Here is a 21,072-nt window from a genome sequence, read left to right as displayed (position 1 = left end):
GTTGGAGTCCGGGTTCCTTCAGACAAGACTTCGGAGCGGGCAGCGGATAGAGCTAGCAGGCAGATGGCAAGCGTAATGCAGAGCACCTTGGCGCCTCTCATGGCATAATACCTCCTCGAATTGAAGCATCCGAGCGATAGTATGCCGCGTACCCGCCACTTTCATCCTATAAATTTACGAGGAACCCAGATTCAAGAAACTGTATACAATAAGGTAAAAGGCAAACAAGATAAAGGCGACGGCAATCAGGGCCATCCCCCTTCTCAGTCTTTGGGGTATCCGATCCCGGTACATGATCATGATGGCACCCAGACTGAAGGCCAGAATAATGAAGATGACGATATTCGTATAATCCATCCATTACACCTGCTTAAAGGCAGCCATCATTTCTCTCCACTCATCTTCCCGGCCTTCGAAATCTTCTTTGGGAAAGCGGTTTTGAGCCCAGTGCATCAAGGCTGGCCGACTCATGAAGGTATGGGTCTCTTCACCCCACTGGTCGGAAATTTCGCGAAGAACGATGTATCGGCCCTGAACTTCGACCGTCATCATGTTCCACTTGTCTTTTTTGTATATTTCATGTTTTTTGATCATATGCATCTCCGTTTGCTACTTAGGCTTTTGGGTAAATGATAACGCACTCGCGGGCTTAAAAGCAAATCATCTTCTGATTAAAATAGTGTGCCGAAAAAAGCCCCTTAGGGTGAATTGACGGATTGCATTGTCAGAAAACATGGGATATAATATGGATATTCGCCATAGATGGCGGTATTTTTAGGAGGTTGTTCATTTGAAAGGTACAGTTAAATGGTTTAACGCAGAAAAAGGTTACGGCTTCATTTCCGTTGAAGGTGGCGAGGATGTATTCGTACACTTCTCCGCAATTCAAGAAGAAGGCTTCAAGAGTTTGGAAGAAGGTCAAGCGGTTGAGTTCGACATCACAGAAGGTAACCGTGGTCCTCAAGCAGCCAACGTAACAAAACTGTAAGCTAACTCCCGATACGGAGATCTTATAGAATTACCAAGGCATGAAGCACAGTTCTCTACCGAGAACTGTGCTTTTTTGTATTCTTTTGGGTCAAGCAGGTCTAGTCAGGATCAATCAAAGGCAGGTTCGGATCGATACCCGGTCCGTACTTGCCTTTATTGATCTTATACTCAGGAGCGTTTCGCGCTGTATTCTAGGCGCCGAATCCAGAGGTATGCATCTCCTCCGGCTTGGCGAAGAGGTGCCGGTAGATAAAGCCGAGGCAGGCAGCGAAGGACAGGAGGGCTGCAAGCAGGTAGAAGGACGATCTCCCCGCGGCTTCGAACAGCAAACCGCCGAAAGCTCCACTGAGAAGCCCTGAGACGCTGGACCAGAAAATAATGAAGAGCGCCATCCCGGTCGCCCGGTACTGCCACGGAATGATCCTGGTAATATAACGGACCGCGGTTACATAGAACACGCCGAAGGTAATGCTGTGAAGCGACTGGACGGCGAGCACCGACAACGGATCGGACGCCAGCGCCATGAGCAGGAATCGGAGCGCAAACATCAGGCTTGCAAAGCCGAGCAGCGGCAGCTCCTTCATCTTGTCTCCATACTTGCTCAGCAGGAAAAAAATCGGGATCTCGCTGGCAGCCGAGATCATCAAGGACCACCCGATAAGACCCTCGCCCGCACCAAGCCCCGATAAGGTGAGCGTCAGAAAGGCTTCATTCATGCGGTGGGCGATGGCAAGACAGAAGGTGCAGCCGAAAAACCACAATATTTCTTTTGAACGCAATATTTTGAGCAGGGCTGCCAGTTCCACAGGCTCTGATTTGGCCGCGACGCCATCGCGGATAAGAAAGGAGCATATGAGCGTAAACACGCCGATCCCGATGCCGATCGACAGCGCAGCCGAAGCGCCCGCTGCACCGATGGCATATCCAATGCCAAGGGCGAAGAACGCGTAGCCGAGCGAGCCGAATACGCGGATGACGGTAAAGCTGCGACCGTACCGCTGCGCCGTCTGGATGGCCATCGTATCCGCCAACGGATAGACCGGGTAGTAGAAGAAATAAAACAAGCTGATCGTAATCAATACAACGCCGAAGCTTGCAACCTGCCATAGGATAAGCATCGTGACAAGCTGCCCGATTATCAGAATGTTCATGATGCGCTTGATGGTCCGGTATTTGTCGCTTGTGTAGCTCCAAATCATGTTGGAGAACATGGATATCAACGGGCCGATGGCATACAGATAGCCGATCTGCGCGCTGCTGAAGCCGATCTCTTTGTAATAAAGCGGAAAATAAGAAATGACAAGGGCTGTCGTGCCGAATATCGTAAACATAAAGGCGCGGAGCCAATTCTGATCCGGTCTGGACGAAGCGGGAAGTTTCATGCTGGGGATCTCCGTTCTTTCATGAACCCGTGGACCGGTGGATGAAACGGCATTCGCGAAGTTCATGGTCTGTTGTTCAACTCCGACTAGTATATAACATATCGCTGATTGGAGATAGATGGATAATAGAATGCGTTAACGGCCGCCCCCCGTCAATGATCTGTGTTATTTGTGCAAAATGGGCGATCATATTATAATAGGTTTGATTTGGATAGGTATAAAAAGACAACCATGTGGAGGCAGAGTTCATTGAATAATCAAGAGCTAAGCCGTAAGGTTCCGCGCAGTCCGGTCGGGCTGATGAGCCGGGTGTACAAATTCATACTCCCGGAAGTGCGGAGCGAATTGGAGAAGTGGCGCCGGGAGGCTGAGCAAATTCCGGATGAGGAGCTACGAAAGCAGGCACTGGCCAGTATAGATACCAAAAGATTTCACTGCCAGGGCGGTGCGGTGTATGCCGCAGCCAATCTGCCGGAAAAGCACATTCTCATTCCATTGATTGTAGCTTACCAGACAATTAGCGATTATCTCGATAATTTATGTGACCGCAGTACTTCGCTGGATCCAGCGGATTTCAGACAGCTCCATCAGTCGATGCTGGATGCCGTTACACCTGAAATGGAGCCGGCTGATTATTACGCGCTCCGGTCCGAAAGGGAGGACGGAGGTTATCTTCTCCGCCTTGTGCAGAAATGCCGGGATTGCATCGGGCAATTATCAGGATATGAAGCGGCAAAGCCCTACATAAGGGATTTGGCTGGGCTTTATGCCGATTTGCAGGTATACAAGCACATCCATCCGGATAAGAGAGAAGCGGCATTGCTTGAATGGTGGTCCCGGCATGCACACCGGACACCGCATCTGCGGTGGAACGAGTTTGCGGCTGCAACGGGATCAACCTTGGGTGTGTTCATGCTGTTCTTGGCTGCAACCGATCCGTTTCTGGATGACGAGGATGCATCGTCCATTCATGCGTCTTATTTTCCGAATGTATGCAGTCTCCACATTATGCTGGATTATCTTATTGATCAAGACGAAGACAGGCTGGGCGGCGATCTGAACTTTTGTAATTATTACGAAGATGCCGATACGATGCTGAACCGTATAGCTTCCATTGTTGAGTGGGCCCGGAAGGATGTCAGAACGATTCCCTCGACCCCTTTTCATCGTATGATCATTGAGGGGTTACTGGCGTTATATTTATCCGATCCAAAAGTCAGCGAGCAGCAACTGGTTCGCACCGTATCCAAACGTTTGATGAAGAAGAGCCCGATGACCCGGATTTTTTTCTACGTCAACAGCCGATGGATTCGTAAGCATAAGCATGAGTGACATTGAAGGAGGAAAAGAGACATGGCAGAGGTTAAAAAAATTGCAGTTCTTACAAGTGGTGGCGATTCCCAAGGGATGAACGCGGCGCTGCGCGCCGTTGTACGGAGCGGTTTGTATTATGGACTAGAGGTATACGGGATTCAACGCGGTTACCAAGGTCTTCTCGAAAACGACATTATCAAAATGGACCTTCGCAGCGTAGGGGATATCATCCAGCGCGGAGGCACGATTCTTCGTTCCGCCCGTTGTGAGGAGTTCAAGACGGCGGAAGGGCAGCAGAAAGGCGCCGACATTCTGAATCAGCACGGCATCGACGGTTTGGTCGTCATCGGCGGAGACGGCTCGTACCAAGGTGCGAACAAGCTGAGCAAGCTCGGAATCAAAACGATGGGTCTTCCGGGCACGATTGATAATGATATTTCCTTTACCGACTATACGATCGGTTTTGATACAGCGGTCAGCGTCGTTGTAGACGCTGTAAACAAATTGCGCGATACGATGTCTTCCCATGCCCGCTCGTCGGTTGTAGAAGTTATGGGACGCCACTGCGGCGACATCGCCCTTCACGCGGGCCTGGCTTCCGGGGCGGAGACCATCCTGGTGCCGGAAGTGGAGTACAATCTTGATGAAGTGGCGACGCGTCTTCGCGAGAATTTTGCCAAAGGCAAGCGCCACAGCATCATTATCGTAGCGGAAGGCGTCGGACGCGGCGAGGACGTTGTCCACGATCTGAAAGAGTGCCATGCGTCAATCGATGCCCGCGTAACCGTGCTTGGTCATATCCAGCGCGGCGGAGCTCCGACTCCGTTTGACCGCAATTTGGCAAGCCGTCTCGGCGATTTTGCGGTTCGCAGCCTGATTGATGGCCAATCCGACAAAGGATGCGGCATCATCAAAGGCGAACTGGTCCTTACGGACATTGACAAGGTCGTTAACACCAAGAAGGAATTTGACCGGGATCTGTACGATCTGGCATTGCGATTGTCCCAATAAGTCCGTTTTGGCGATAACGATAAAAGACCGTCTCCATGGCAGAATCCATTCTGCTTGGAGACGGTCTTTTTTAGTATAAATGTTAGACCATCCTGATGTCGCGATAACAACTTCCGCGAAATGCGGTCCGTTGTCTTATGATGCGGATAAGGACGTTGCCTTTGCCTGGCCAGCGAACTTGCGTTGGACTTTGACCAGGCGCATAAGCATCAGGGCCGCGCCTACCCCAAGACCCGTGATCAACCCGATCCAGTAGCCGAAGGCTTGCCAATCGGTATAGTTGGCGAGCACGTATCCCACAGGCAGGCCAATGACCCAGAACGATAGAAATGCGAGCATAAAAGCGACGTTAACGTCTTTGTAGCCTCGCAGCGCTCCTTGGGTCGGCGTGGCGATCGCGTCCGAGATCTGGAAGAAAATCGCGAACAGCAGGAAATGCTGGATCAACGCCACGACCTCAGGCTCGTTGGAATATAAACCGGCAACCTGGCGGCCGGCCATAAACAGGACGACAGCGGTGATCAGCGACAGGATGACGGCCGTGCCGATGCCGAGCTTGGCGTACTTCCAGGCATCCTTCATCCGGCCCGAGCCGGCTTCAAAGCCTACAAGAATGGTTAAGCTCATGCATATGCTTAACGGCAGCATGTACAGTGTCGTAGCGAAATTCAAGGCGGCCTGATGCGCGGCAATGGTAGCCGTGTCAAAGCTGCTCATGAGCAAAGTCACCGCGGCGAAGACTGCGGTCTCGAGAAAAATCGAGATCCCGATCGGCAAGCCTATTTTTAACAGGCCCTTCCAAGCGCTCAGGGATACTCCCCGAAGCTGCCTGAAGATACCGAATGGAGAGAATGGGTGATTTCTATGGATGATGACGATGGCGATCGCCAGAACCGTCCAATAGGTAATGGCGGACGCCAGGCCGGCACCTACGCCTCCCAATCGCGGAAAGCCCCAGTAACCATAGATCAGCAGGGCATTCAAGCCTACGTTCACCGGGAGGGTGATCAGCGTGATGACCATCGAAATTTTCGTTTGCCCGAGCGCATCGATGAAGCTGCGAAGCACAGTGTAGGCAAACAACGGAATGATGCCGATCGAGATGGTGGCAAGAAAATGGGAAGCAATCCGCCGAACCTCAGGCTCCAGGTTCATGGCAGCAAGAATGCTCGGTACGACGGCATACCCGATCGCAAGGACGACGATGGCCAGTAAGACGGACAGCCAGAGCGCCTGGTTGACCTGATAGGCGACTTTTTGTTCCTGTCGTCCGCCGACGAGCTGCGAAACGATGGGGGTGATCCCCATGAGAATTCCGCTGAGTCCGGTTTGGACCGGAATCCAAATGCTTGTAGCGATGGCTACGCCTGCCAAGTCGACCGAGCTGAATTTTCCCGACATATTGGTGTCAAAAAAAGTAATGGCCGATAAAGCAAGCTGCGTTACGAGAATGGGGATGAGAATGATCGCGAATTGTTTCAGCTTTCCCCGTGTTGTAGTGGTCGGTTGCATTGTGATTTGCCTTTCTTTCGTTGAAGTTTTATGACGCTGTCCCTATATTGTAGGACCCTGCCCTGAGCGGGTAGATTACGGGCTTAGTGAGCGGCAAGCCGTAACTCAACCAGCGTTTGAATCGGGTGCTTCAGCTTGCTTGTTCAGGGCCGGAAGTCCGGCCCTAATCTTCATCATAGCATTGGCTGTCAAGAGAGGGGTTCACCATCGTTCAAACGGAAGAAAGGGCCAGCCATAAAAGATGGCCGACCCTTTCCAAACGAATGAGTGATTATTTATGAGTGACGCCTTCCGTATAACGGTTGGAAGCATTCCAGAGTAAGTATTCATCGACGTTCGTGTCTTTGAGGGCGCGAATCTGCTCCTCGATTTCCTTTTTGCCGTATTTGGCATAGTTTCCGCTTCCGAGCCAGCTGGCGGTAAAGTCCTGAATCCAAGGCCGGATGATCGGCTTCTGCTCTCCCAGCTCATCAAGCTTCTTGTGGGTGTCTTCCATGGATCCCTTGATCGTCTGGTAAGGAGCCTTGTCCGGAACGGGGGAGCCGAACCAGCCCGCCGTGTAATGGCTCGGGTATACCATCGGGCTGATGATATCGACGTTTTTGGAGATTTTCACGAAGTCCTGCCCGATGCCTTCTGCCGCAGGCACGGAGGCCGCATAGCCGAAGATGTCAACGGAGACGCGGATGCCGAGCGGCGCGAGCTCTTCCCGGGCGTACTGCACAAAATCGGATACCACGTCCACGCGCGATTGATCCGTCTTGGTATATTTCAGGGAATCGGCCCGTTTCTCGAAACCTTCCGGAAAACGAACATAATCGAACTGGATTTCCTTGAATCCGAGTTTGGCGGCTTCTTTGGCGATCTCGATGTTGTAATCCCATACCTCTTTGCTGTACGGGTTGACGAAGCTGTCGCCGCCGCCGTTGGTCCATACGGTGCCGTCGCTTTTACGGAAGGAAAGCTCCGGGTTTTTCTTGGCGAGTATGGTATCCTTGAACACTACCACCCTGGCGATCGGATAGATATCGTGTTTCTCCAACCGCTTCATCAGCTGCTTGATGTCTTTGATAAACGGCTGGGATTTGCCGAGCTCCTTCAGTTTAGGATTATCGGTCTTGTACGTTATGTATCCTTCATCATCCTTGATGTCAATGACCATGGCATTGAGATCGGTGTTGTCCAAAAGATCCACCAGCTGATTCATTCTGGAGCCGCCTGCGCTATAAGCCGTTACATAAATGCCCTTGACTTTAGGCGCGTCGACCTGCGGATCGATTGCCGTCGTATTCGGCTTGATGCCGCTTTGCCCCTGGCCTTTGCCCTCGGTTTGGCCGTGGCCTTGGTTGTTGTTTGGGTGCATGCCTTGGATCATGGCGGTGTTTAATGAGGCCTGAAGTTTGGCGGTAAGATTGCCTTCCTGCGGACTGGAACTGCCTAAACCCGCGGATGCCAAGATGAATAAAGCCAAGATGATATTCATAATTACTCTCTCCCTTGTGTACATTCACATCATGATTATAAAGGAACGGTTGCCTTCAAAAAGAACAGGATTGTTACAAACGACAATAAATTGGAAACGGTGGGCGAGCGTACCTAGTTCATTAAACGGGTGAAGGGCGTTTTAAACGCTAAAGTTCGACATTAGCGGCAAGTTTACCGTGAACAACGTTTGAACATGGGGAGTGACAAGTCGGATTAGAAACAGAAAAGAAGATAGATAGCGGTTACATGCGGCCTTTTGCTGCTTAACGGGTAATGACGTGCCTATAGAATTCACATTTTCTCATAAAAAAATGCCGTTTTTCACCGGTGGATTTTACCTGGACCGGAGAAGAACGGCATTTGTCGTGCAATGATCGCGTGTTGCTTTAAAATTAATGAAGCGGAGTTTGATTCTGATGCTCGCAAATGCTGAACTGAATGATCTCAAGAGCGTCCTCCTGCTCCAAAATACTCAGCCCGTCCCTAAGAACGATCATGGAATTCAATTCGTTCTGTCTGAAGAACGGTATCATTTCCGGGAACCACTTCATGACGATTTGTGACAATTTTACCGTTTCCATTTCCATAAAAATCACCCTTTCCTTCCGAATTGGTTAGGCAGGACGTTCTTTTGTAAAACGGAAAAACAATTAAAATTGGGCCTGAGCGTTCGCCCGGGAATCAGATCTCATGAATATTGTAGGAACCGCGCACTAATATTATACCACAAATTTACCGCTCCCTCACACCTGGTAAATATTTAGTTCTTGCGGAATTGCCCCATGACGGCCGTCGTTTCCACGATATTGACGAAAGCCTCGGGGTCGGTTTCCGTAATGATTTGCTTCAGCTCAGCCAGCTCATATCGCGTCGTGACGGTCATGAGCATATCCTTCTCTTTATGGCTGAAAGCTCCCTGGGTTTTGATCTTGGTTATGCCGCGGGGGCGCTTGAGCAGCTTCTCCAGCAAGGCCTCCGTCCGGTTCGTCACGATAAAGACGGTCACCTTGATGTGGCTGATGTGAAGCATATCCACCATTTTACCGGCAACATAGATGGAGGCCATGGAAGCGAGCGCCAGGTTCCAGTCCTGCTCCAGATAAGCTACCGCCATGATGACGATGGCGTTCAGCGTCACCAGCACGCTGCCGACGGGGAAGTCCCGATATTTCGTGACCAGGGAGCCGATGATATCGAAGCCCCCTGTCGAACCGCCGACCCGAAAGGAGAGGCCGGTGCCGAACCCGACAAGCACGCCGCCGAAAACCGCGGACAGCAGCATGTCGGTTGCAACGTGGTTCACTGGGATGAGCTCCAGAAACAAGGTTGTGACGATAACCGAGAGGATGCTGAGACCGACGAACCTTTTGCCCAGCTTGAACCAGCCGGTGATCAGGATCGGAATGTTGAGGACAAAATACATGATGCTGATATTAAGCGGCGTGAAATATCCGATCACGAGGGCCACGCCGGATACGCCGCCGCTGAGCAGATGATGGGGAATCAGAAACAGATTGAATCCGGCGGCGATAATCATGCCCCCGAATACGATTGAGAAATAGGTCCATAGACGCTTCAGCATAGGAATCACCTCCCGGTTATTATGACTTCTTTAAGCTTGCTGGTATTCCAGAAATGTTTTGTGATATAATGTATTGGATATTCTTGAGTAGTCCGTTACATTGATAACTTTGCAAGCTTATCAGGATGATTATACATTAACCAGTCACCATACTGGTGATAAGAGAAATATACCGGTTCACCTCGTGCAGAAAATCCTGCTGGCCGGGAAAGCCTATAAACGTTACCACTACTTAAGAATACAGAGAAGAAAGTGGAAGTCCACAGATAGAAGGAGTATGAACCTATTGAAAAATTTCGCAGATTTTGGCTTGGAGCCGCGCGTGCTGCAAGCAATCACTGAGCTTGGCTTTGAGGAAGCCACACCGATTCAATCCCAATCGATTCCGATTGCTCTAACCGGCAAGGATATGATTGGACAAGCACAGACTGGTACAGGTAAGACAGCAGCATTCGGCCTACCTCTTATCCACAAAATCGCCAAGGAAGAGGAGCGTATCGTCGCTCTAATTATGACACCGACCCGCGAACTTGCCATTCAGGTTGCTGAAGAAATCGGCAAGCTGTCCCGTTTCAAAGGAATCCGTTCCTTGGCCATTTACGGCGGACAGGATATCGGGCGTCAAATCCGCGCTTTGAAAAGAAAGCCTCAGATTATTATCGGTACACCGGGTCGATTACTTGACCACATCAACAGAAAAACCATCCGTCTTGATGACGTACAAACCGTTGTACTGGACGAAGCGGATGAAATGCTGGACATGGGCTTCATGGAAGACATCCAGTCGATCCTAAAGCTTGTTCCTGAAGAACGTCAAACCTTGCTGTTCTCCGCAACTATGCCCGCTAACATTCAGAAGCTGGCATCCCAGTTCCTAAAGGAACCTGAGCATGTATCCGTTATTCCTAAGCACGTAAGTGCTCCACTGATCGACCAAGCATATATCGAAGTTCCTGAACGTCAAAAATTCGAAGCCTTGAGCCGCCTTCTGGATATGGAGTCGCCTGAGCTTGCGATTGTCTTCGGACGTACCAAGCGCCGTGTCGACGAATTGGCAGAAGCCCTGCAAAAACGCGGATATTCGGCAGATGGCCTCCATGGCGACCTGTCCCAGCACCAACGTGATACCGTCATGCGTAAATTCCGCGACGGCAGCATCGATGTGCTCGTGGCGACAGACGTGGCAGCACGCGGTCTCGACGTATCCGGCGTTACCCATGTCGTAAACTTTGACTTGCCGCAAGATCCGGAAAGCTATGTACACCGTATTGGACGTACGGGCCGTGCGGGCAAGGAAGGTACAGCCTGGTCCTTCGTCACGCCGCGTGAAATGGATCATCTGTATTTCATCGAGCGTGTGACGCGCCACCGTATTCCACGCAAGCCGCTGCCAACGATTGCCGAAGCGATCGAAGGTAAACAGCGCATCATCGCTGAGCGCGTGCTTGAAATCATTGAGCAAGGGGAATTGACCGAGTACAAAGGTCTTGCCATTCAATTGCTGGAGCAGTACGATTCCGTACAATTGCTTGCAGCTGCAATGAAAATCCTGACAGGCGACAAGAAGGAAGCATCCGATATTCACCTTACCCCTGAGGATCCGATCCGCGCTAAACGCCGGAAGCCGGATATCCGTAATGGCCGCAAACCTAGCGGCGGTTATGGTGGACGCGGCAACAGCGGCGGATATCGCCGTGACGGCGGAAGCGGCGGCGGAGGTAACCGTGGCGGCTACTCCAAAGGCGGATACAACCGTGACGGCGGTGGTGGTTACAACCGTGATCGCGATGGCGGTGGTTACAACCGTGACCGCAACAACAGCGGTGACCGCAAACCGCGTTCCTACAGCGGCGGCGAGCGTCGTCCTAACCGGAGCGGGGACGAATAATAACGGCTAACTTCCTTTACCGGGAGTAATCTGCCAAAAACACCAAAAGACGAAGCAGCAGCCCACGCCAAGTGGAGCCGCGCTTCGTCTTTTTGTTCATGGTTAAAGAAGATGCACCCTGAGTGCATCCCCTTTAACCGCGCAGTTTAAACCCACGATCAGCCCATCTGTTTCACGATAATGACTAAGGAGACATTAGATATAGAATGTGCTAAGAATAATTACAAGCAGGATGAACAGAACCAGGACAATACCAACGTTATTTCCGTAGCCGTAACCTCCGCCTTCACAAGACATACATAATCCCTCCTCTTTAAATTTGGAAATTCAAGCTTGTTGAATGGATTACGTGATATCGTATGGAGAAACAGGGCCACTGGATTGGATATACACCCAGGTTCGTATAAATTAGGCTCTGGCAATGCATGTACAAAATAAGGTATATTAATAGATACATGCATGATTTGAGTGAGGAGGAAACGGATTTGGAAATGAAAGGAGCCATGGGTGGCTTATATAAGCTCACCGAGTGGATTACCCGTATTGCTTTTTCGAACATCTTGTGGGTTATTTGTACATCGCCTTTCCTGTTTATCGTTCTAACCAAATTCCTAATGGCCGTTCAGACGCCGGAAGCGCATAACGAGCAGCTGCTGTCGAACTGGATCCTGGGAATATTATCACCGTTTGTTTTATTTCCGGCTACGGCGGCTTTATTTACCGTTGTGCGGAAATGGGTAATGGGCAATCCGGACGTGTCCGTGTTCAAAACGTTCTTTAAGGGCTATAAGGAAAATTACAAGCAGAGCATGATCGGCGGTATTTTTTATACGCTGCTGTTCGTGATTATGTACGTGGATTACACGGTTTATATGACGCAGCTCGATGGCTTCCAGCTTGTCGGCATCGTGATGCTGGTGCTGCTCATTGTACTGTTTGTCTCCCTGTTTAATTTCTTCTCCATGACCGTTCATTATGAGATGAAAACGACCCAGCTCCTAAAAAATGCGGTGCTGCTGACTCTGATTCGTCCGTTCCGCGTATTTTCGACTTTGATCGGAAGCGCTGTCTTGGCGTATATCGGCACGCAAATGCCGGTGCTCTTCGTGTTCTTCCTGTTCTGCCTGATGGCCTTGTTCGCGTTCTTTAACTTCTATGCGACCTTTACCAAAATGCAGGAGCAGCAGGAAAAAATGAAGAAGGCCGAGGAAGAGGAGTCGGAAACCGAGCAAGCTCTTCTGGAAAGCATGGATTCTGCCAAAAAGGGAGAGAACGGATCGAAACCTTAAATAACGAGAGGTTTACTTTTCCGGCAAAACCCCCTATAATAAGACTACATCCTGCGATGTTCGTTTCGGTTTTCCGTTGTTTTGAACCAATGACGATGTCTAGGGAGATCTATACGTAATCGTGGCTGAAATGCCCTGTCTATATGACAAGGGGAATTCATAAGCGGTTCTGCGGTCACCCACCTGCTATAGCAGGTTCGAAGACAATGTTTACCGGACGGCATAGGCGGGTTTCGTCAAGCCAATGAATGGGCACCTCTTTTATTTCGAATTCGAAGTGAAAGAGGTGCCTTTTTGCTGTATATAAAGGTTTGCTGAAAGCATAAACAATGTTAAACTAGAGTATGGAAAGGAACGGTCATTTATAAAGGAGGAACGGTCTTTGTCATTAAAACGAGTTCTAATCGGTATCGTGCGCAGCTATGACGGCACAAGCGACCGTGCTAAAGATCCCAAGCTGAAGACGCGTTATTACAATCTTTCAAAAGAAAAGTGTTTTGAAGAGGTTTCCTCGACACTGAAAAAAATTCCGGGTTACAAAGTTCTGCATGAGGTAAAATCCGTGGGAGAAATCACGTTAGAGAAAAGAACCTCCTTTGGACGTACACTGGACATTACCGTATCCGTGCTCGGCATCAGTCCGGTTCGCAGCGCAGTTGACATGTATTCGGCATCCCGCGGTTCCCTTGGGGATCTGGGGGCGAACTACCGGGTCATCTTGAACCTGTACGCTGTACTGGACAAAAAACTGAGCAAGTATAAAGTGGATGCTTAGTAGAATAAGAAAAAGCGGGAGAGCTGCTCTCCCGCTTTTTAAAGGTGTGCCGCATATGTAGCCTTCGGCGTGTTAACGCAGAGATTTCACGGCATCGATGGCAGCTTCGTAATTCGGGTGCTCCGTCATTTCGCCAAGGTATTCTACGTAGGTGATGGTATCGTTAGCATCCACGACGAAGATCGAACGCATGTCGAGCTGAAACTCCTTGATGAGCACGCCATACGCTTCACCGAAAGAACGCGATTTATAGTCGGACAGCGTAATGACCCGGTCAACGCCTGCAGCTCCGCACCAGCGGGCCTGGGCGAACGGAAGGTCGGCACTGATCGTAAGGATCACGACATCGTCGCCAAGTCCGGCGGCCTCTTCGTTGAAACGGCGCGTCTGTGCGTCGCATACCCCGGTGTCGAGGGAAGGAACGACGCTGATCAGCTTGATTTTACCTGCATAATCTTTAAGAGATACGTCTTCGAGCAGGTTCTTGCTCACGGTAAAATCCGGCGCGGCATCACCAGCCTTGAGCTGTGGTCCGATGAGTGTAATAGGATTGCCCTTGAAAGTGGCAGCTCCTGAACGTTCTTGAGCCATGAGAAATCTCCTCCTTGGATATCAAAGTTTGGTGATCAGGTTCATGGTACATTATAATCTTTTTAAAAAGGGAATGTCCACTAAAGGGCACCCCTGGCCTGGTTTAGGATGAGGAGGATGCTATGATATTCGTACGTTATGAGAATTGGAAAAGTTATTTGCGTTATTATCCCGTTACATCGCTGCTGCTTGTGATCAACCTGGTGATGTTTGTAATCACATCCTTTGACGGCGGTTCGAGGAATCCGATGACGCTGCTGAAATATGGAGCTTTGTCGGATTTGCCGCAGTTCGTCGACCAGGCATGGAGATATTTTACGGCGATGTTCCTCCATAACGGATTTGACCATTTGTTGTTCAACAGCTTCGCACTGCTGGTATTCGTTCCCCCGCTGGAGAGAATCATGGGGAGCTGGAAATTTGCCATTCTATATCTGCTCAGCGGTGTTCTCGGTAATGTAATCGGATTGGCTTATTATGAGCGCATGGAGGACTATACCTTCCTTGTAGGCGCCTCAGGAGCCATATACGGAGCTTATGGCGCTTATCTGTACATCGCCTTGTTCCAGCAGCATGTCATTGATGAGTCGTCCCGCAAGACGCTGTTCACCCTGCTTATATTGGGGATCTTGTTCTCGTTTACCCCAGGGGTCAGCCTTGTAGCCCATGTCGGCGGATTGGTAGGCGGATTTTTCCTCTACGGTCTCATGATTCGATTATTCAAACGTCGAACATAATCGGACCTAAGAGGGTCTGTTATAATAGAATTGGATGATTTGGATAAAGTCTTCAAGTCTTCTAGGGAATAAGAATGGAGCGATAAAAGGCGTGGAATTACGACAGTTGCAATACTTTGTAAAGGTTGCGCAAAAGGAACACGTTACCCAAGCGGCAGAAGAGCTTCATGTGGCTCAGTCGGCCGTCAGCCGTCAAATACATCAGTTGGAAGAAGAACTGGGTGTTAATTTGTTCATGCAGAAAGGCCGGAATCTGCAGTTAACCCCGGTAGGCCAGCTTTTTTGCAAACGGGTGGAGAGCATTATGAAGGATTTGGACCGTGCGGTCGTCGAGATACATGAATTCCTGGACCCGGAGCAAGGGGAAATCCGTATCGGTTTCCCTCACAGCCTGGGCATACATTTGATTCCGTCCATCGTGGCTGAATTTCGGAAGAAGTACCCGAACGTGAAGTTCCGGTTTAAGCAGGGCATGTTCCCGACTTTGATCCGGGACGTCGTCGGGGCTGAAGTGGATTTGGCGTTTGTGTCTCCGTTTCCGGATCGCCACGATCAAGTGGACGGAGATATCGTGTTGACAGAGGAGCTGTTTGCGATCCTGCCGCCGAATCACCCGCTTGCGGGGGAGCAGTCCATCAAGCTGGAGCAATTGAAGGAGGAACGCTTTGTGCTGTTCAGCAAGGGCTACTCCTTGCGCCCGATTGTATGGCATGCCTGCCTGGAGGCCGGGTTCACGCCGAAAATTGCTTTTGAAGGCGAGGAGACGGATACGATCCGCGGGCTGGTTGCTGCCGGCATGGGGGTCAGCCTGCTACCTGAAATGGCGCTGTTCCAGACGAATCCGCTTCAACCGGCACGCGTCCGAATCTCGGAGCCGAAGGTAACGCGTTCCATCGGTCTGATTCACCGCGCGGACGAGAAGCTGCCACCGGTTGCGCAAGCCTTCCGTGCGTTTCTGCTTCAATATTTTGGCATTGATCCGTCGCCGAAAAAGGAAGAGAAAGCGGAATGACGCTTCTCTTCTTCTAAGAGTCTAGAATTCAAGATGGACATCATCAAGTGATTATAAAAAAAGAGGGCTTTCCGTCTCCGCCAATCAAGGTAGAGAGGAAAGCCCTTTATCGTTGTTCTTCATGTCAAACGGGTTTATTCGCGGTTGCTCGTAAAGATCATGATGTAACGGATCAGCTCGAGCAGCGAGATCAAAGCTGCAGCGACGTAGGTCAGGGCCGCAGCGTTCAATACCTTAGCGACTCCGCGTTCTTCGTCATTGGCAATATAGCCTTCTTGAACCATCAGCTGACGGGCACGGTTGCTTGCGTTAAACTCGACCGGCAGCGTGACAAGCTGGAAGGCAACGGCGCAAGAGAAGAAGATAATGCCGAGACCGACCAGGTTCATGGCTTGGAACAGGAATCCGGCAATCAAGAGAAACGGAGCGATACCGGATGCAAAGTTAACGACCGGGAACATCTTGTGACGGGCTACGAGCATCGGATAGTGCTCCGCATGCTGGATCGCATGGCCTACCTCGTGACAAGCGACGGAGACGGCCGAGATGGTACGTTCGTAATAAACAGGCTCCGACAACCGGACTACGCGTTTGGTCGGGTCATAGTGGTCAGAGAGCGTGCCTGGCACCGGTTCAATCGGTACGTCATGGAGTCCGTTGGCATCCAGCATATGCCGCGCTGCATCGTATCCGGTCATGCCGGTGCTGTTTTCAACCTTGGCCCATTTGTTGAACGTCCCTTTGACCCGGAACTGAGCCCAGAGAGAGAATATAAACGCAATAATAATGAGTATAAACATCCAGTCAGAATACATTTATCATACCCCCATACAAAGTTGTCAATTTGGTGTTGCATCATTACATCGAAGTGAACTGGTTCAGCAAAATTTGCAGCGACTCGATACAGGCAGCTCCTTTGGGAAGAATGTTAGCGAGCACCTCCCGTGCTTGACTGGGTTTTAATTCGCTAAGAAGCGGGTTGAGCTCCTTGACATCCCGTTCCAGCTGTTTCATCTGTATTTCGAGTTTGGTTAGCTTCTCCGTCATTTCGGAATCATCGGCAACCGACTTCCAGCGATCCAGTCTCTCCTTAATCTCATCGAGAGTATATTTCTCTTGCTTCAACTGATTAATACGTTCGAGAGTGCTTAAGGTTTCAGAACTGTACAGCCGGTAGTTTTTTAACGTCCGTTTTTCAGGGGAGATCAAACCCAGCTTCGTATAGTAGTCAATGGTTCTTTCGCTGATTCCGGCAGCCTTGGCCAGCTCACCGATCCGGAAAAGGTTTCCGCTCGTGATCCCCATCATTCATCACCTCGCAAGCCTTCATTGAATTGGACATTAATGAATGCATTTATATTTTCATTTTAATAGAAATATGATACATGATCTTCAACCATACAGTCAAACGTCATAGTTGTGACAAAAAACCTTGAAGCCTAGTTTATTTTGGACTGAGCATCATGTTAAACGATTTGCACTGTATGCACTTAATGTTAGATTATATTACATAAAGGAAGTTTTTTTTGAAAAAAACCGTTGCGGATTTTTAATCTCCCCCCTATAATGACAATAAGAATTCAAGGTTATGTTATATTAGTTAACACAAAGGGGAGTGTAAAACATGAAAAAAAGATGGCTAGGTTTAATGGCGGGAGTAATCGCTCTACTCGCATTCCCGGCGAGCGCGTTCGCCGCTGATGGGGGAGCCACGAACGTTGAATTGACGGCTGGTCTGAACTCCGTATTCGTATTCTTGGCAGCGCTGCTCGTATTTTTCATGCAAGCAGGGTTCGCTCTGCTGGAGGCCGGTTCGGTTCGCATGAAAAATGCGGGACACGTCGCAGGCAAGACCTTTCTGACCTTCGGCATTTCGATCGTAGCCTTCTGGGCGCTAGGGTTTGGTCTAGCCTTCGGTAACGGCAACAGCTTTTTCGGATTTGAAGGCTTTTTCTTAAGCGGAGACAATGCAGCAGGCTCATTTGATTCCTTGTCCGCATACGATGTGCCGACGACCATCATGTTCCTGTTCCATCTGTCCTTTGCGGCCGTATCCTTGGCGATCGCTTGCGGCGGTATGGCAGAACGGGCAAAGCTCAGCGTTTATATCGTGTTTGGATTGCTGTTCACCATCGTGATTTACCCGATCGTTGCTCACTGGGTATGGGGCGGCGGCTGGCTCGGCGCTCTGGGCATGCAGGACTTTGCCGGATCGACGGTCGTTCACTTGACAGGCGCAACAGCAGCACTGGTGGCTACCATTCTTCTGAAGCCTCGACTTGGCAAATATAATAAAGACGGGAAGCCTAACAGCATACCGGGTCATAACCAAGTTTTATCCGTACTCGGCGTATTCATCATCTGGATCGGCTGGTTCGGGTTTAACCCGGGCAGCACCATCTCGGCACTCACAGACGGTTTCTTCGGTTTCGTGGCATTGAATACGAATATCGCGGCGGCGGCAGGCGCACTGGCCGCATTGCTGATCTCTTGGGCGGTTCTTGGCAAAGCGGATATTCCTAGCATGCTGAACGGTATTCTCGCTGCATTCGTTGCCATCACAGGCGCTTGTGCTTTCGTGGAGCCTTGGGCGGCCGTTGTGATCGGCGCCGTAGCGGGTACGATTACGTTCTTTACGGCGCAATGGTTTGACCGCAAAGGTATCGATGATCCTGTATATGCATTCTCCGTACACGGCATTGCCGGTATGTGGGGTGCCGTGTCCACCGGATTGTTCGCGGCTCCTAGGCTTGTTGAAATCACCGGCGTAGGCAAGGAAGGGTTGTTCTACGGCGGGGGCTTCGGCCAGCTCGGCGTTCAGCTTCTGGGTCTGATCGGCACGTTTGCATTCGTTCTGGTGATCTCGTTCATCATTCTGTATATCATGAAAGTTACGATGGGCATCCGCGTAACGGAGGAAGAGGAATTGATGGGTCTTGATATCAGTGAACATGGAACCTACGGATATCCGGAACAAATGAAACTTTTGGTGGAATCGGAAGGGAAATCCCCAGAGTTTCGTTCCGGAAGCAAGGCGGTTCCCGGTAGCGACACGGCTTTATAAGAAGCTCACCATTATCATTGTTCATGAAACAAGTCAGAAGGAGGCCGCGGCATGAAACCTCTGAAATCCGTAAATCTGTTTCCGGCATTGTCGGAAATTCGGAAAGCAGCAACAGCCCAGCAATTACGAGATGAACGGATCGCTTGTCAGAACCAGCTCATCGAGATGCGCAGTAACATGGAGCTGAGAGAGTGGATCGCATCCGTGAATACGATGCACGATCTGATTGGACAGCGTGCCGCGGCAATCTGTGAGCAGGACATGTGGGAGGCTGGCTTTGGCCGGCCTCCTGCGCGTTATGCGTTCGTAGCTTTTGGCAGCTGCGGAAGGCAGGAAGCTACGCTGTGGAGCGATCAGGACAACGGTTTGATCATTGGCGATGAGCTGGAAGAGGAGGCGCTCCCCTTCTTTCGGGAATTTGGGTTTCGGCTGGCGAATCTGCTGGAATATCTCGGGTACCCGAAATGCTCCGGAAAAGTGATGTGTTCCGAGCCATTATGGAGCAAGCGGCTTGGCGATTGGAAGAATCAGATCAGCGAATGGTGCGGAGACCGGCAGTGGGAACCGATACGAAACTTCATTATTGCTTCGGACCTGCGCCATATATCGGGCGATACCGAGCTTTCGGAGGCGTGGGTGGACCATTTCCGCAGCTCCGTCGAGCAGCATCCGGACATCGGCCATGCCGTGCTGCGAAACACGGTCAAGCATAAGGCAACGCTGAATGTCATGGGGCGAATCGTGACGGAGCGGTTTGGAGAGCATGCCGGCGAGTTTGACGTGAAGTATGGCGTTTATATTCCGCTGGTGAACAGCATACGCACCATGGCGCTGCAGCGGGGCATCATCGAAACCTCGACGCAAAAACGCATGGAAAAGGTGATGCTGCTTGAAGGCGGGAATCTGCTGCTGGAAAGCGTGCAGCGCGCTTTTTTGACGGCGCTTCGGTTGAGAAACGATACGCCCATTCGAGTGGAGGACGGGCTGATTACGAGCAGCGGGTATATCCCGCAGGAGCAGCTCAAGAACAAAACCATGCAGTACGAGCTTCGCGATACGCTTGGAGTGGTGAGACGGGTGCACCGATCATTGCAGCGCGAGCATCGTTTTGCGGAGAGGAGAAGCCCATGACTGAACCGGTACAATCGAACGGCGGTTTCTGGAGATCGCTTCGTTCGGGTAACATCAATTCCGCCATCGCCTCCATGCGCGGGGCGCAGACAGCCCAGCAATTGGCATTCATCCGATCCCAGATGAAGGATAACCGGAGGCCGGAGGTTCTGGGCACCCCGCTGGACGAGCTGGAGGTTGTCGTGTTCGATCTGGAGACGACGGGGTTCAACCATCAGCACGGCGATGAAATACTGTCTTTCGGTGCGATCCGGGTCATCGGGGAGCAGGTGATCGAGAATGAAACCTTTCATATGATCGTGAACAGCGGTGCCCCGGTGTCTCCATTCATTGCCGAGCTTACGGGTATCACGCAGCAAATGGTTGATGCAGCCCCGCCTTTAATGGAGGGGCTGCATGATTTCATGGCCTTTATAGGGGGGAGGGTGCTTGTTGCCCATGCCGCCGCGCATGACCGGGGTTTCTTGAACGCCGCCTTGTGGAAGACCTCCAAGGTTCGATTAACGCATCGGCTGCTCGATACGATGATGCTCGCGCAGAGGTTATATCCCGAACAGAAGGATTACAGTCTGGATGAGCTGCTGCGAAGCAGCGGCATTCCGGTGGAGGGAAGGCACCATGCTCTGTCCGATGCGCGCATGACCGCCCGGCTGTGGGCCGATTACATGAAAGACATTCAGGCGCGCGGCCAGGCTACCACGCTAGGGGATTTATACGTCTATCTAAGCGAGGGGTAGCATTGGGATTGGAGATTGGAGGTGTCCGCCAGTTCGTCATTCCTTTAGAATTGCAAAAGGGACCGGGGCAAGGGAATAAAATGCCCTTCCCGGAAGCGACTTGGAGCTTGGCGGCAGCTGGCTGAAGGATTCGCGTTCTTCCTCACTCCGGATAATTTTGTAGGCATGGAGCTGCAATGCGTTTAAGCCGGAGGCGCCGGGAACTGCAGGAGAAGCAATAGCATACACCCGGAGCAACCCGCCGAAGGATTGGAGCTGAAGCAGATCCTCGCCCGAGGGGTCAGGCGTGGTATGCGGGTGACTGTGAAATAAACCGACGATGCCATTTTCAGCCAATACCAAGCGAGTCCACTGAACGGGGTCCAGATGAAAAGAATGCAGCGGAAATTCCGCTGTATTTTTTACGGGAATAAATTGCGTAACGGTTATGGACTGGCTTGCTTCATCGGCATGCCCGATAAGGACGCCGCAAGCTTCCTCCGGCAAACGATGATGCATATGGTCCGACATATGCTCTTTGACGGCCTCGCGCAGCAGAAGCCGCTCCAGGGACGCGTGAGACGGGTTCATGT

At 50.9% G+C, this 21,072-nt stretch carries 23 protein-coding genes and 1 other RNA gene; 12 read left to right on the top strand and 12 right to left on the bottom strand.

Going from position 1 to position 21,072, the window contains the following annotated elements:
* Window positions 1-174: 174 nt before the first annotated feature.
* A complete protein-coding gene (locus tag RB297_RS11560; protein ID WP_015736702.1) occupies window positions 175-357 on the bottom strand; it encodes a hypothetical protein in 183 nt (60 codons plus the stop codon).
* Window positions 358-360: 3 nt separating this feature from the next.
* Window positions 361-594 (bottom strand): hypothetical protein, encoded by a 234-nt coding sequence (locus RB297_RS11555; RefSeq protein WP_009594800.1) that lies wholly within the window; start codon window positions 592-594, stop codon window positions 361-363.
* 196 nt (window positions 595-790) lie between these two features.
* On the opposite strand from RB297_RS11555, the gene RB297_RS11550 reads away from it, so the two are divergent.
* Window positions 791-988, top strand: a complete 198-nt coding sequence (locus tag RB297_RS11550; protein ID WP_006211711.1) for a cold shock domain-containing protein — start codon at window positions 791-793, stop codon at window positions 986-988.
* Window positions 989-1,181: 193 nt separating this feature from the next.
* On the opposite strand, the gene RB297_RS11545 is transcribed toward RB297_RS11550, so the two are convergent.
* Entirely contained in the window at window positions 1,182-2,372 is a 1,191-nt protein-coding gene (locus RB297_RS11545; RefSeq protein ID WP_015736701.1) for an MFS transporter, read from the bottom strand.
* Window positions 2,373-2,621: 249 nt separating this feature from the next.
* Between RB297_RS11545 and RB297_RS11540 the strand changes: the two genes are divergently transcribed.
* Both RB297_RS11540 and pfkA read left to right on the top strand, forming a co-directional pair.
* Window positions 2,622-3,704 carry a tetraprenyl-beta-curcumene synthase family protein gene (locus RB297_RS11540; RefSeq protein WP_096776059.1) on the top strand — a complete coding sequence of 361 codons (1,083 nt, stop codon included), beginning with the start codon at window positions 2,622-2,624 and terminating at the stop codon, window positions 3,702-3,704.
* Window positions 3,705-3,725: 21 nt separating this feature from the next.
* Window positions 3,726-4,697, top strand: coding sequence for a 6-phosphofructokinase (gene pfkA / locus RB297_RS11535; RefSeq protein ID WP_009594803.1), 972 nt, complete (start codon window positions 3,726-3,728; stop codon window positions 4,695-4,697).
* A gap of 135 nt (window positions 4,698-4,832) precedes the next feature.
* On the opposite strand, the gene RB297_RS11530 is transcribed toward pfkA, so the two are convergent.
* The 4 genes from RB297_RS11530 to RB297_RS11515 all read right to left on the bottom strand — a co-directional run bounded on the left by RB297_RS11530 (window position 4,833) and on the right by RB297_RS11515 (window position 9,276).
* On the bottom strand, window positions 4,833-6,209 hold the full coding sequence (locus tag RB297_RS11530; RefSeq protein ID WP_375120480.1) for an MATE family efflux transporter: 1,377 nt from the start codon (window positions 6,207-6,209) through the stop codon (window positions 4,833-4,835).
* A 271-nt stretch (window positions 6,210-6,480) separates the two neighbouring features.
* Window positions 6,481-7,692, bottom strand: a complete 1,212-nt coding sequence (locus tag RB297_RS11525; RefSeq protein ID WP_375120479.1) for a putative glycoside hydrolase — start codon at window positions 7,690-7,692, stop codon at window positions 6,481-6,483.
* Window positions 7,693-8,086: 394 nt separating this feature from the next.
* The gene (locus tag RB297_RS11520; RefSeq protein WP_006211704.1) at window positions 8,087-8,281 is read right to left on the bottom strand and encodes a hypothetical protein; all 195 of its coding nucleotides are present in this window, start codon (window positions 8,279-8,281) and stop codon (window positions 8,087-8,089) included.
* A 173-nt stretch (window positions 8,282-8,454) separates the two neighbouring features.
* Complete coding sequence (locus tag RB297_RS11515) at window positions 8,455-9,276, bottom strand: YitT family protein (protein WP_096776056.1); 822 nt, start codon at window positions 9,274-9,276, stop codon at window positions 8,455-8,457.
* 286 nt (window positions 9,277-9,562) lie between these two features.
* Here RB297_RS11515 and cshA point away from each other — a divergent pair, with 286 nt between their 5' ends.
* A complete protein-coding gene (gene cshA / locus RB297_RS11510) occupies window positions 9,563-11,164 on the top strand; it encodes a degradosome RNA helicase CshA (RefSeq protein ID WP_009594830.1) in 1,602 nt (533 codons plus the stop codon).
* A 195-nt stretch (window positions 11,165-11,359) separates the two neighbouring features.
* On the opposite strand, the gene RB297_RS11505 is transcribed toward cshA, so the two are convergent.
* Window positions 11,360-11,461, bottom strand: coding sequence for a hypothetical protein (locus tag RB297_RS11505; RefSeq protein WP_015736696.1), 102 nt, complete (start codon window positions 11,459-11,461; stop codon window positions 11,360-11,362).
* Between the two features lie 188 nt (window positions 11,462-11,649).
* Here RB297_RS11505 and RB297_RS11500 point away from each other — a divergent pair, with 188 nt between their 5' ends.
* From RB297_RS11500 to RB297_RS11490, 3 genes are all read left to right on the top strand, one after another.
* Window positions 11,650-12,453: a YesL family protein gene (locus RB297_RS11500; RefSeq protein ID WP_015736695.1), complete on the top strand. Its 804-nt coding sequence runs from the start codon at window positions 11,650-11,652 to the stop codon at window positions 12,451-12,453.
* Window positions 12,454-12,498: 45 nt separating this feature from the next.
* Window positions 12,499-12,690: non-coding RNA, 6S RNA (ssrS, locus tag RB297_RS11495), on the top strand.
* A 145-nt stretch (window positions 12,691-12,835) separates the two neighbouring features.
* Window positions 12,836-13,228 carry a DUF1499 domain-containing protein gene (locus tag RB297_RS11490; RefSeq protein ID WP_006211699.1) on the top strand — a complete coding sequence of 131 codons (393 nt, stop codon included), beginning with the start codon at window positions 12,836-12,838 and terminating at the stop codon, window positions 13,226-13,228.
* Between the two features lie 72 nt (window positions 13,229-13,300).
* Here the strand turns inward: RB297_RS11490 and tpx are convergent, their stop codons facing one another.
* The gene (gene tpx / locus RB297_RS11485) at window positions 13,301-13,819 is read right to left on the bottom strand and encodes a thiol peroxidase (protein ID WP_009594784.1); all 519 of its coding nucleotides are present in this window, start codon (window positions 13,817-13,819) and stop codon (window positions 13,301-13,303) included.
* Window positions 13,820-13,941: 122 nt separating this feature from the next.
* Between tpx and RB297_RS11480 the strand changes: the two genes are divergently transcribed.
* Window positions 13,942-14,556 (top strand): rhomboid family intramembrane serine protease, encoded by a 615-nt coding sequence (locus tag RB297_RS11480; RefSeq protein WP_096776054.1) that lies wholly within the window; start codon window positions 13,942-13,944, stop codon window positions 14,554-14,556.
* A 91-nt stretch (window positions 14,557-14,647) separates the two neighbouring features.
* The gene (gene gltC, locus RB297_RS11475; RefSeq protein ID WP_009594790.1) at window positions 14,648-15,568 is read left to right on the top strand and encodes a glutamate biosynthesis transcriptional regulator GltC; all 921 of its coding nucleotides are present in this window, start codon (window positions 14,648-14,650) and stop codon (window positions 15,566-15,568) included.
* A 134-nt stretch (window positions 15,569-15,702) separates the two neighbouring features.
* On the opposite strand, the gene RB297_RS11470 is transcribed toward gltC, so the two are convergent.
* The gene (locus RB297_RS11470; protein WP_009594846.1) at window positions 15,703-16,383 is read right to left on the bottom strand and encodes a zinc metallopeptidase; all 681 of its coding nucleotides are present in this window, start codon (window positions 16,381-16,383) and stop codon (window positions 15,703-15,705) included.
* 43 nt (window positions 16,384-16,426) lie between these two features.
* Window positions 16,427-16,876 (bottom strand): MerR family transcriptional regulator, encoded by a 450-nt coding sequence (locus RB297_RS11465; protein WP_009594823.1) that lies wholly within the window; start codon window positions 16,874-16,876, stop codon window positions 16,427-16,429.
* A 316-nt stretch (window positions 16,877-17,192) separates the two neighbouring features.
* On the opposite strand from RB297_RS11465, the gene RB297_RS11460 reads away from it, so the two are divergent.
* Genes RB297_RS11460 through RB297_RS11450 form a run of 3 tightly spaced genes read left to right on the top strand, consistent with a single transcriptional unit; the run spans window position 17,193 to window position 20,500 of the window.
* Window positions 17,193-18,632 carry an ammonium transporter gene (locus tag RB297_RS11460; protein ID WP_096776053.1) on the top strand — a complete coding sequence of 480 codons (1,440 nt, stop codon included), beginning with the start codon at window positions 17,193-17,195 and terminating at the stop codon, window positions 18,630-18,632.
* A 51-nt stretch (window positions 18,633-18,683) separates the two neighbouring features.
* Window positions 18,684-19,763: a DUF294 nucleotidyltransferase-like domain-containing protein gene (locus RB297_RS11455; protein WP_192571032.1), complete on the top strand. Its 1,080-nt coding sequence runs from the start codon at window positions 18,684-18,686 to the stop codon at window positions 19,761-19,763.
* Window positions 19,760-20,500 carry a 3'-5' exonuclease gene (locus RB297_RS11450; RefSeq protein WP_015736691.1) on the top strand — a complete coding sequence of 247 codons (741 nt, stop codon included), beginning with the start codon at window positions 19,760-19,762 and terminating at the stop codon, window positions 20,498-20,500. The genes RB297_RS11455 and RB297_RS11450 overlap by 4 nt, the downstream gene beginning before the upstream one ends.
* A gap of 36 nt (window positions 20,501-20,536) precedes the next feature.
* On the opposite strand, the gene RB297_RS11445 is transcribed toward RB297_RS11450, so the two are convergent.
* Complete coding sequence (locus tag RB297_RS11445; RefSeq protein WP_375120478.1) at window positions 20,537-21,070, bottom strand: M67 family metallopeptidase; 534 nt, start codon at window positions 21,068-21,070, stop codon at window positions 20,537-20,539.
* Between the last annotated feature and the right edge of the window lie 2 nt (window positions 21,071-21,072).

It is taken from the genome of Paenibacillus sp. CR_12, assembly GCF_041953985.1.
Taxonomy (GTDB): domain Bacteria; phylum Bacillota; class Bacilli; order Paenibacillales; family Paenibacillaceae; genus Paenibacillus_AQ; species Paenibacillus_AQ lautus_A.
This window is presented reverse-complemented; position numbering and strand designations above follow the sequence as displayed.

What these genes read in the sequence shown, in the direction of transcription:
- RB297_RS11555 (WP_009594800.1), bottom strand. Translation starts at nt 594, where the DNA reads ATGATCAAAAAACATGAAATATACAAAAAAGACAAGTGGAACATGATG.
- RB297_RS11480 (WP_096776054.1), top strand. Translation starts at nt 13,942, where the DNA reads ATGATATTCGTACGTTATGAGAATTGGAAAAGTTATTTGCGTTATTAT.
- RB297_RS11560 (WP_015736702.1), bottom strand. Translation starts at nt 357, where the DNA reads ATGGATTATACGAATATCGTCATCTTCATTATTCTGGCCTTCAGTCTG.
- RB297_RS11530 (WP_375120480.1), bottom strand. Translation starts at nt 6,209, where the DNA reads ATGCAACCGACCACTACAACACGGGGAAAGCTGAAACAATTCGCGATC.
- RB297_RS11505 (WP_015736696.1), bottom strand. Translation starts at nt 11,461, where the DNA reads ATGTCTTGTGAAGGCGGAGGTTACGGCTACGGAAATAACGTTGGTATT.
- RB297_RS11465 (WP_009594823.1), bottom strand. Translation starts at nt 16,876, where the DNA reads ATGATGGGGATCACGAGCGGAAACCTTTTCCGGATCGGTGAGCTGGCC.
- RB297_RS11520 (WP_006211704.1), bottom strand. Translation starts at nt 8,281, where the DNA reads ATGGAAATGGAAACGGTAAAATTGTCACAAATCGTCATGAAGTGGTTC.
- RB297_RS11455 (WP_192571032.1), top strand. Translation starts at nt 18,684, where the DNA reads ATGAAACCTCTGAAATCCGTAAATCTGTTTCCGGCATTGTCGGAAATT.
- RB297_RS11470 (WP_009594846.1), bottom strand. Translation starts at nt 16,383, where the DNA reads ATGTATTCTGACTGGATGTTTATACTCATTATTATTGCGTTTATATTC.
- RB297_RS11445 (WP_375120478.1), bottom strand. Translation starts at nt 21,070, where the DNA reads ATGAACCCGTCTCACGCGTCCCTGGAGCGGCTTCTGCTGCGCGAGGCC.
- RB297_RS11450 (WP_015736691.1), top strand. Translation starts at nt 19,760, where the DNA reads ATGACTGAACCGGTACAATCGAACGGCGGTTTCTGGAGATCGCTTCGT.
- RB297_RS11515 (WP_096776056.1), bottom strand. Translation starts at nt 9,276, where the DNA reads ATGCTGAAGCGTCTATGGACCTATTTCTCAATCGTATTCGGGGGCATG.
- tpx (WP_009594784.1), bottom strand. Translation starts at nt 13,819, where the DNA reads ATGGCTCAAGAACGTTCAGGAGCTGCCACTTTCAAGGGCAATCCTATT.
- RB297_RS11545 (WP_015736701.1), bottom strand. Translation starts at nt 2,372, where the DNA reads ATGAAACTTCCCGCTTCGTCCAGACCGGATCAGAATTGGCTCCGCGCC.
- RB297_RS11525 (WP_375120479.1), bottom strand. Translation starts at nt 7,692, where the DNA reads ATGAATATCATCTTGGCTTTATTCATCTTGGCATCCGCGGGTTTAGGC.
- RB297_RS11460 (WP_096776053.1), top strand. Translation starts at nt 17,193, where the DNA reads ATGAAAAAAAGATGGCTAGGTTTAATGGCGGGAGTAATCGCTCTACTC.
- pfkA (WP_009594803.1), top strand. Translation starts at nt 3,726, where the DNA reads ATGGCAGAGGTTAAAAAAATTGCAGTTCTTACAAGTGGTGGCGATTCC.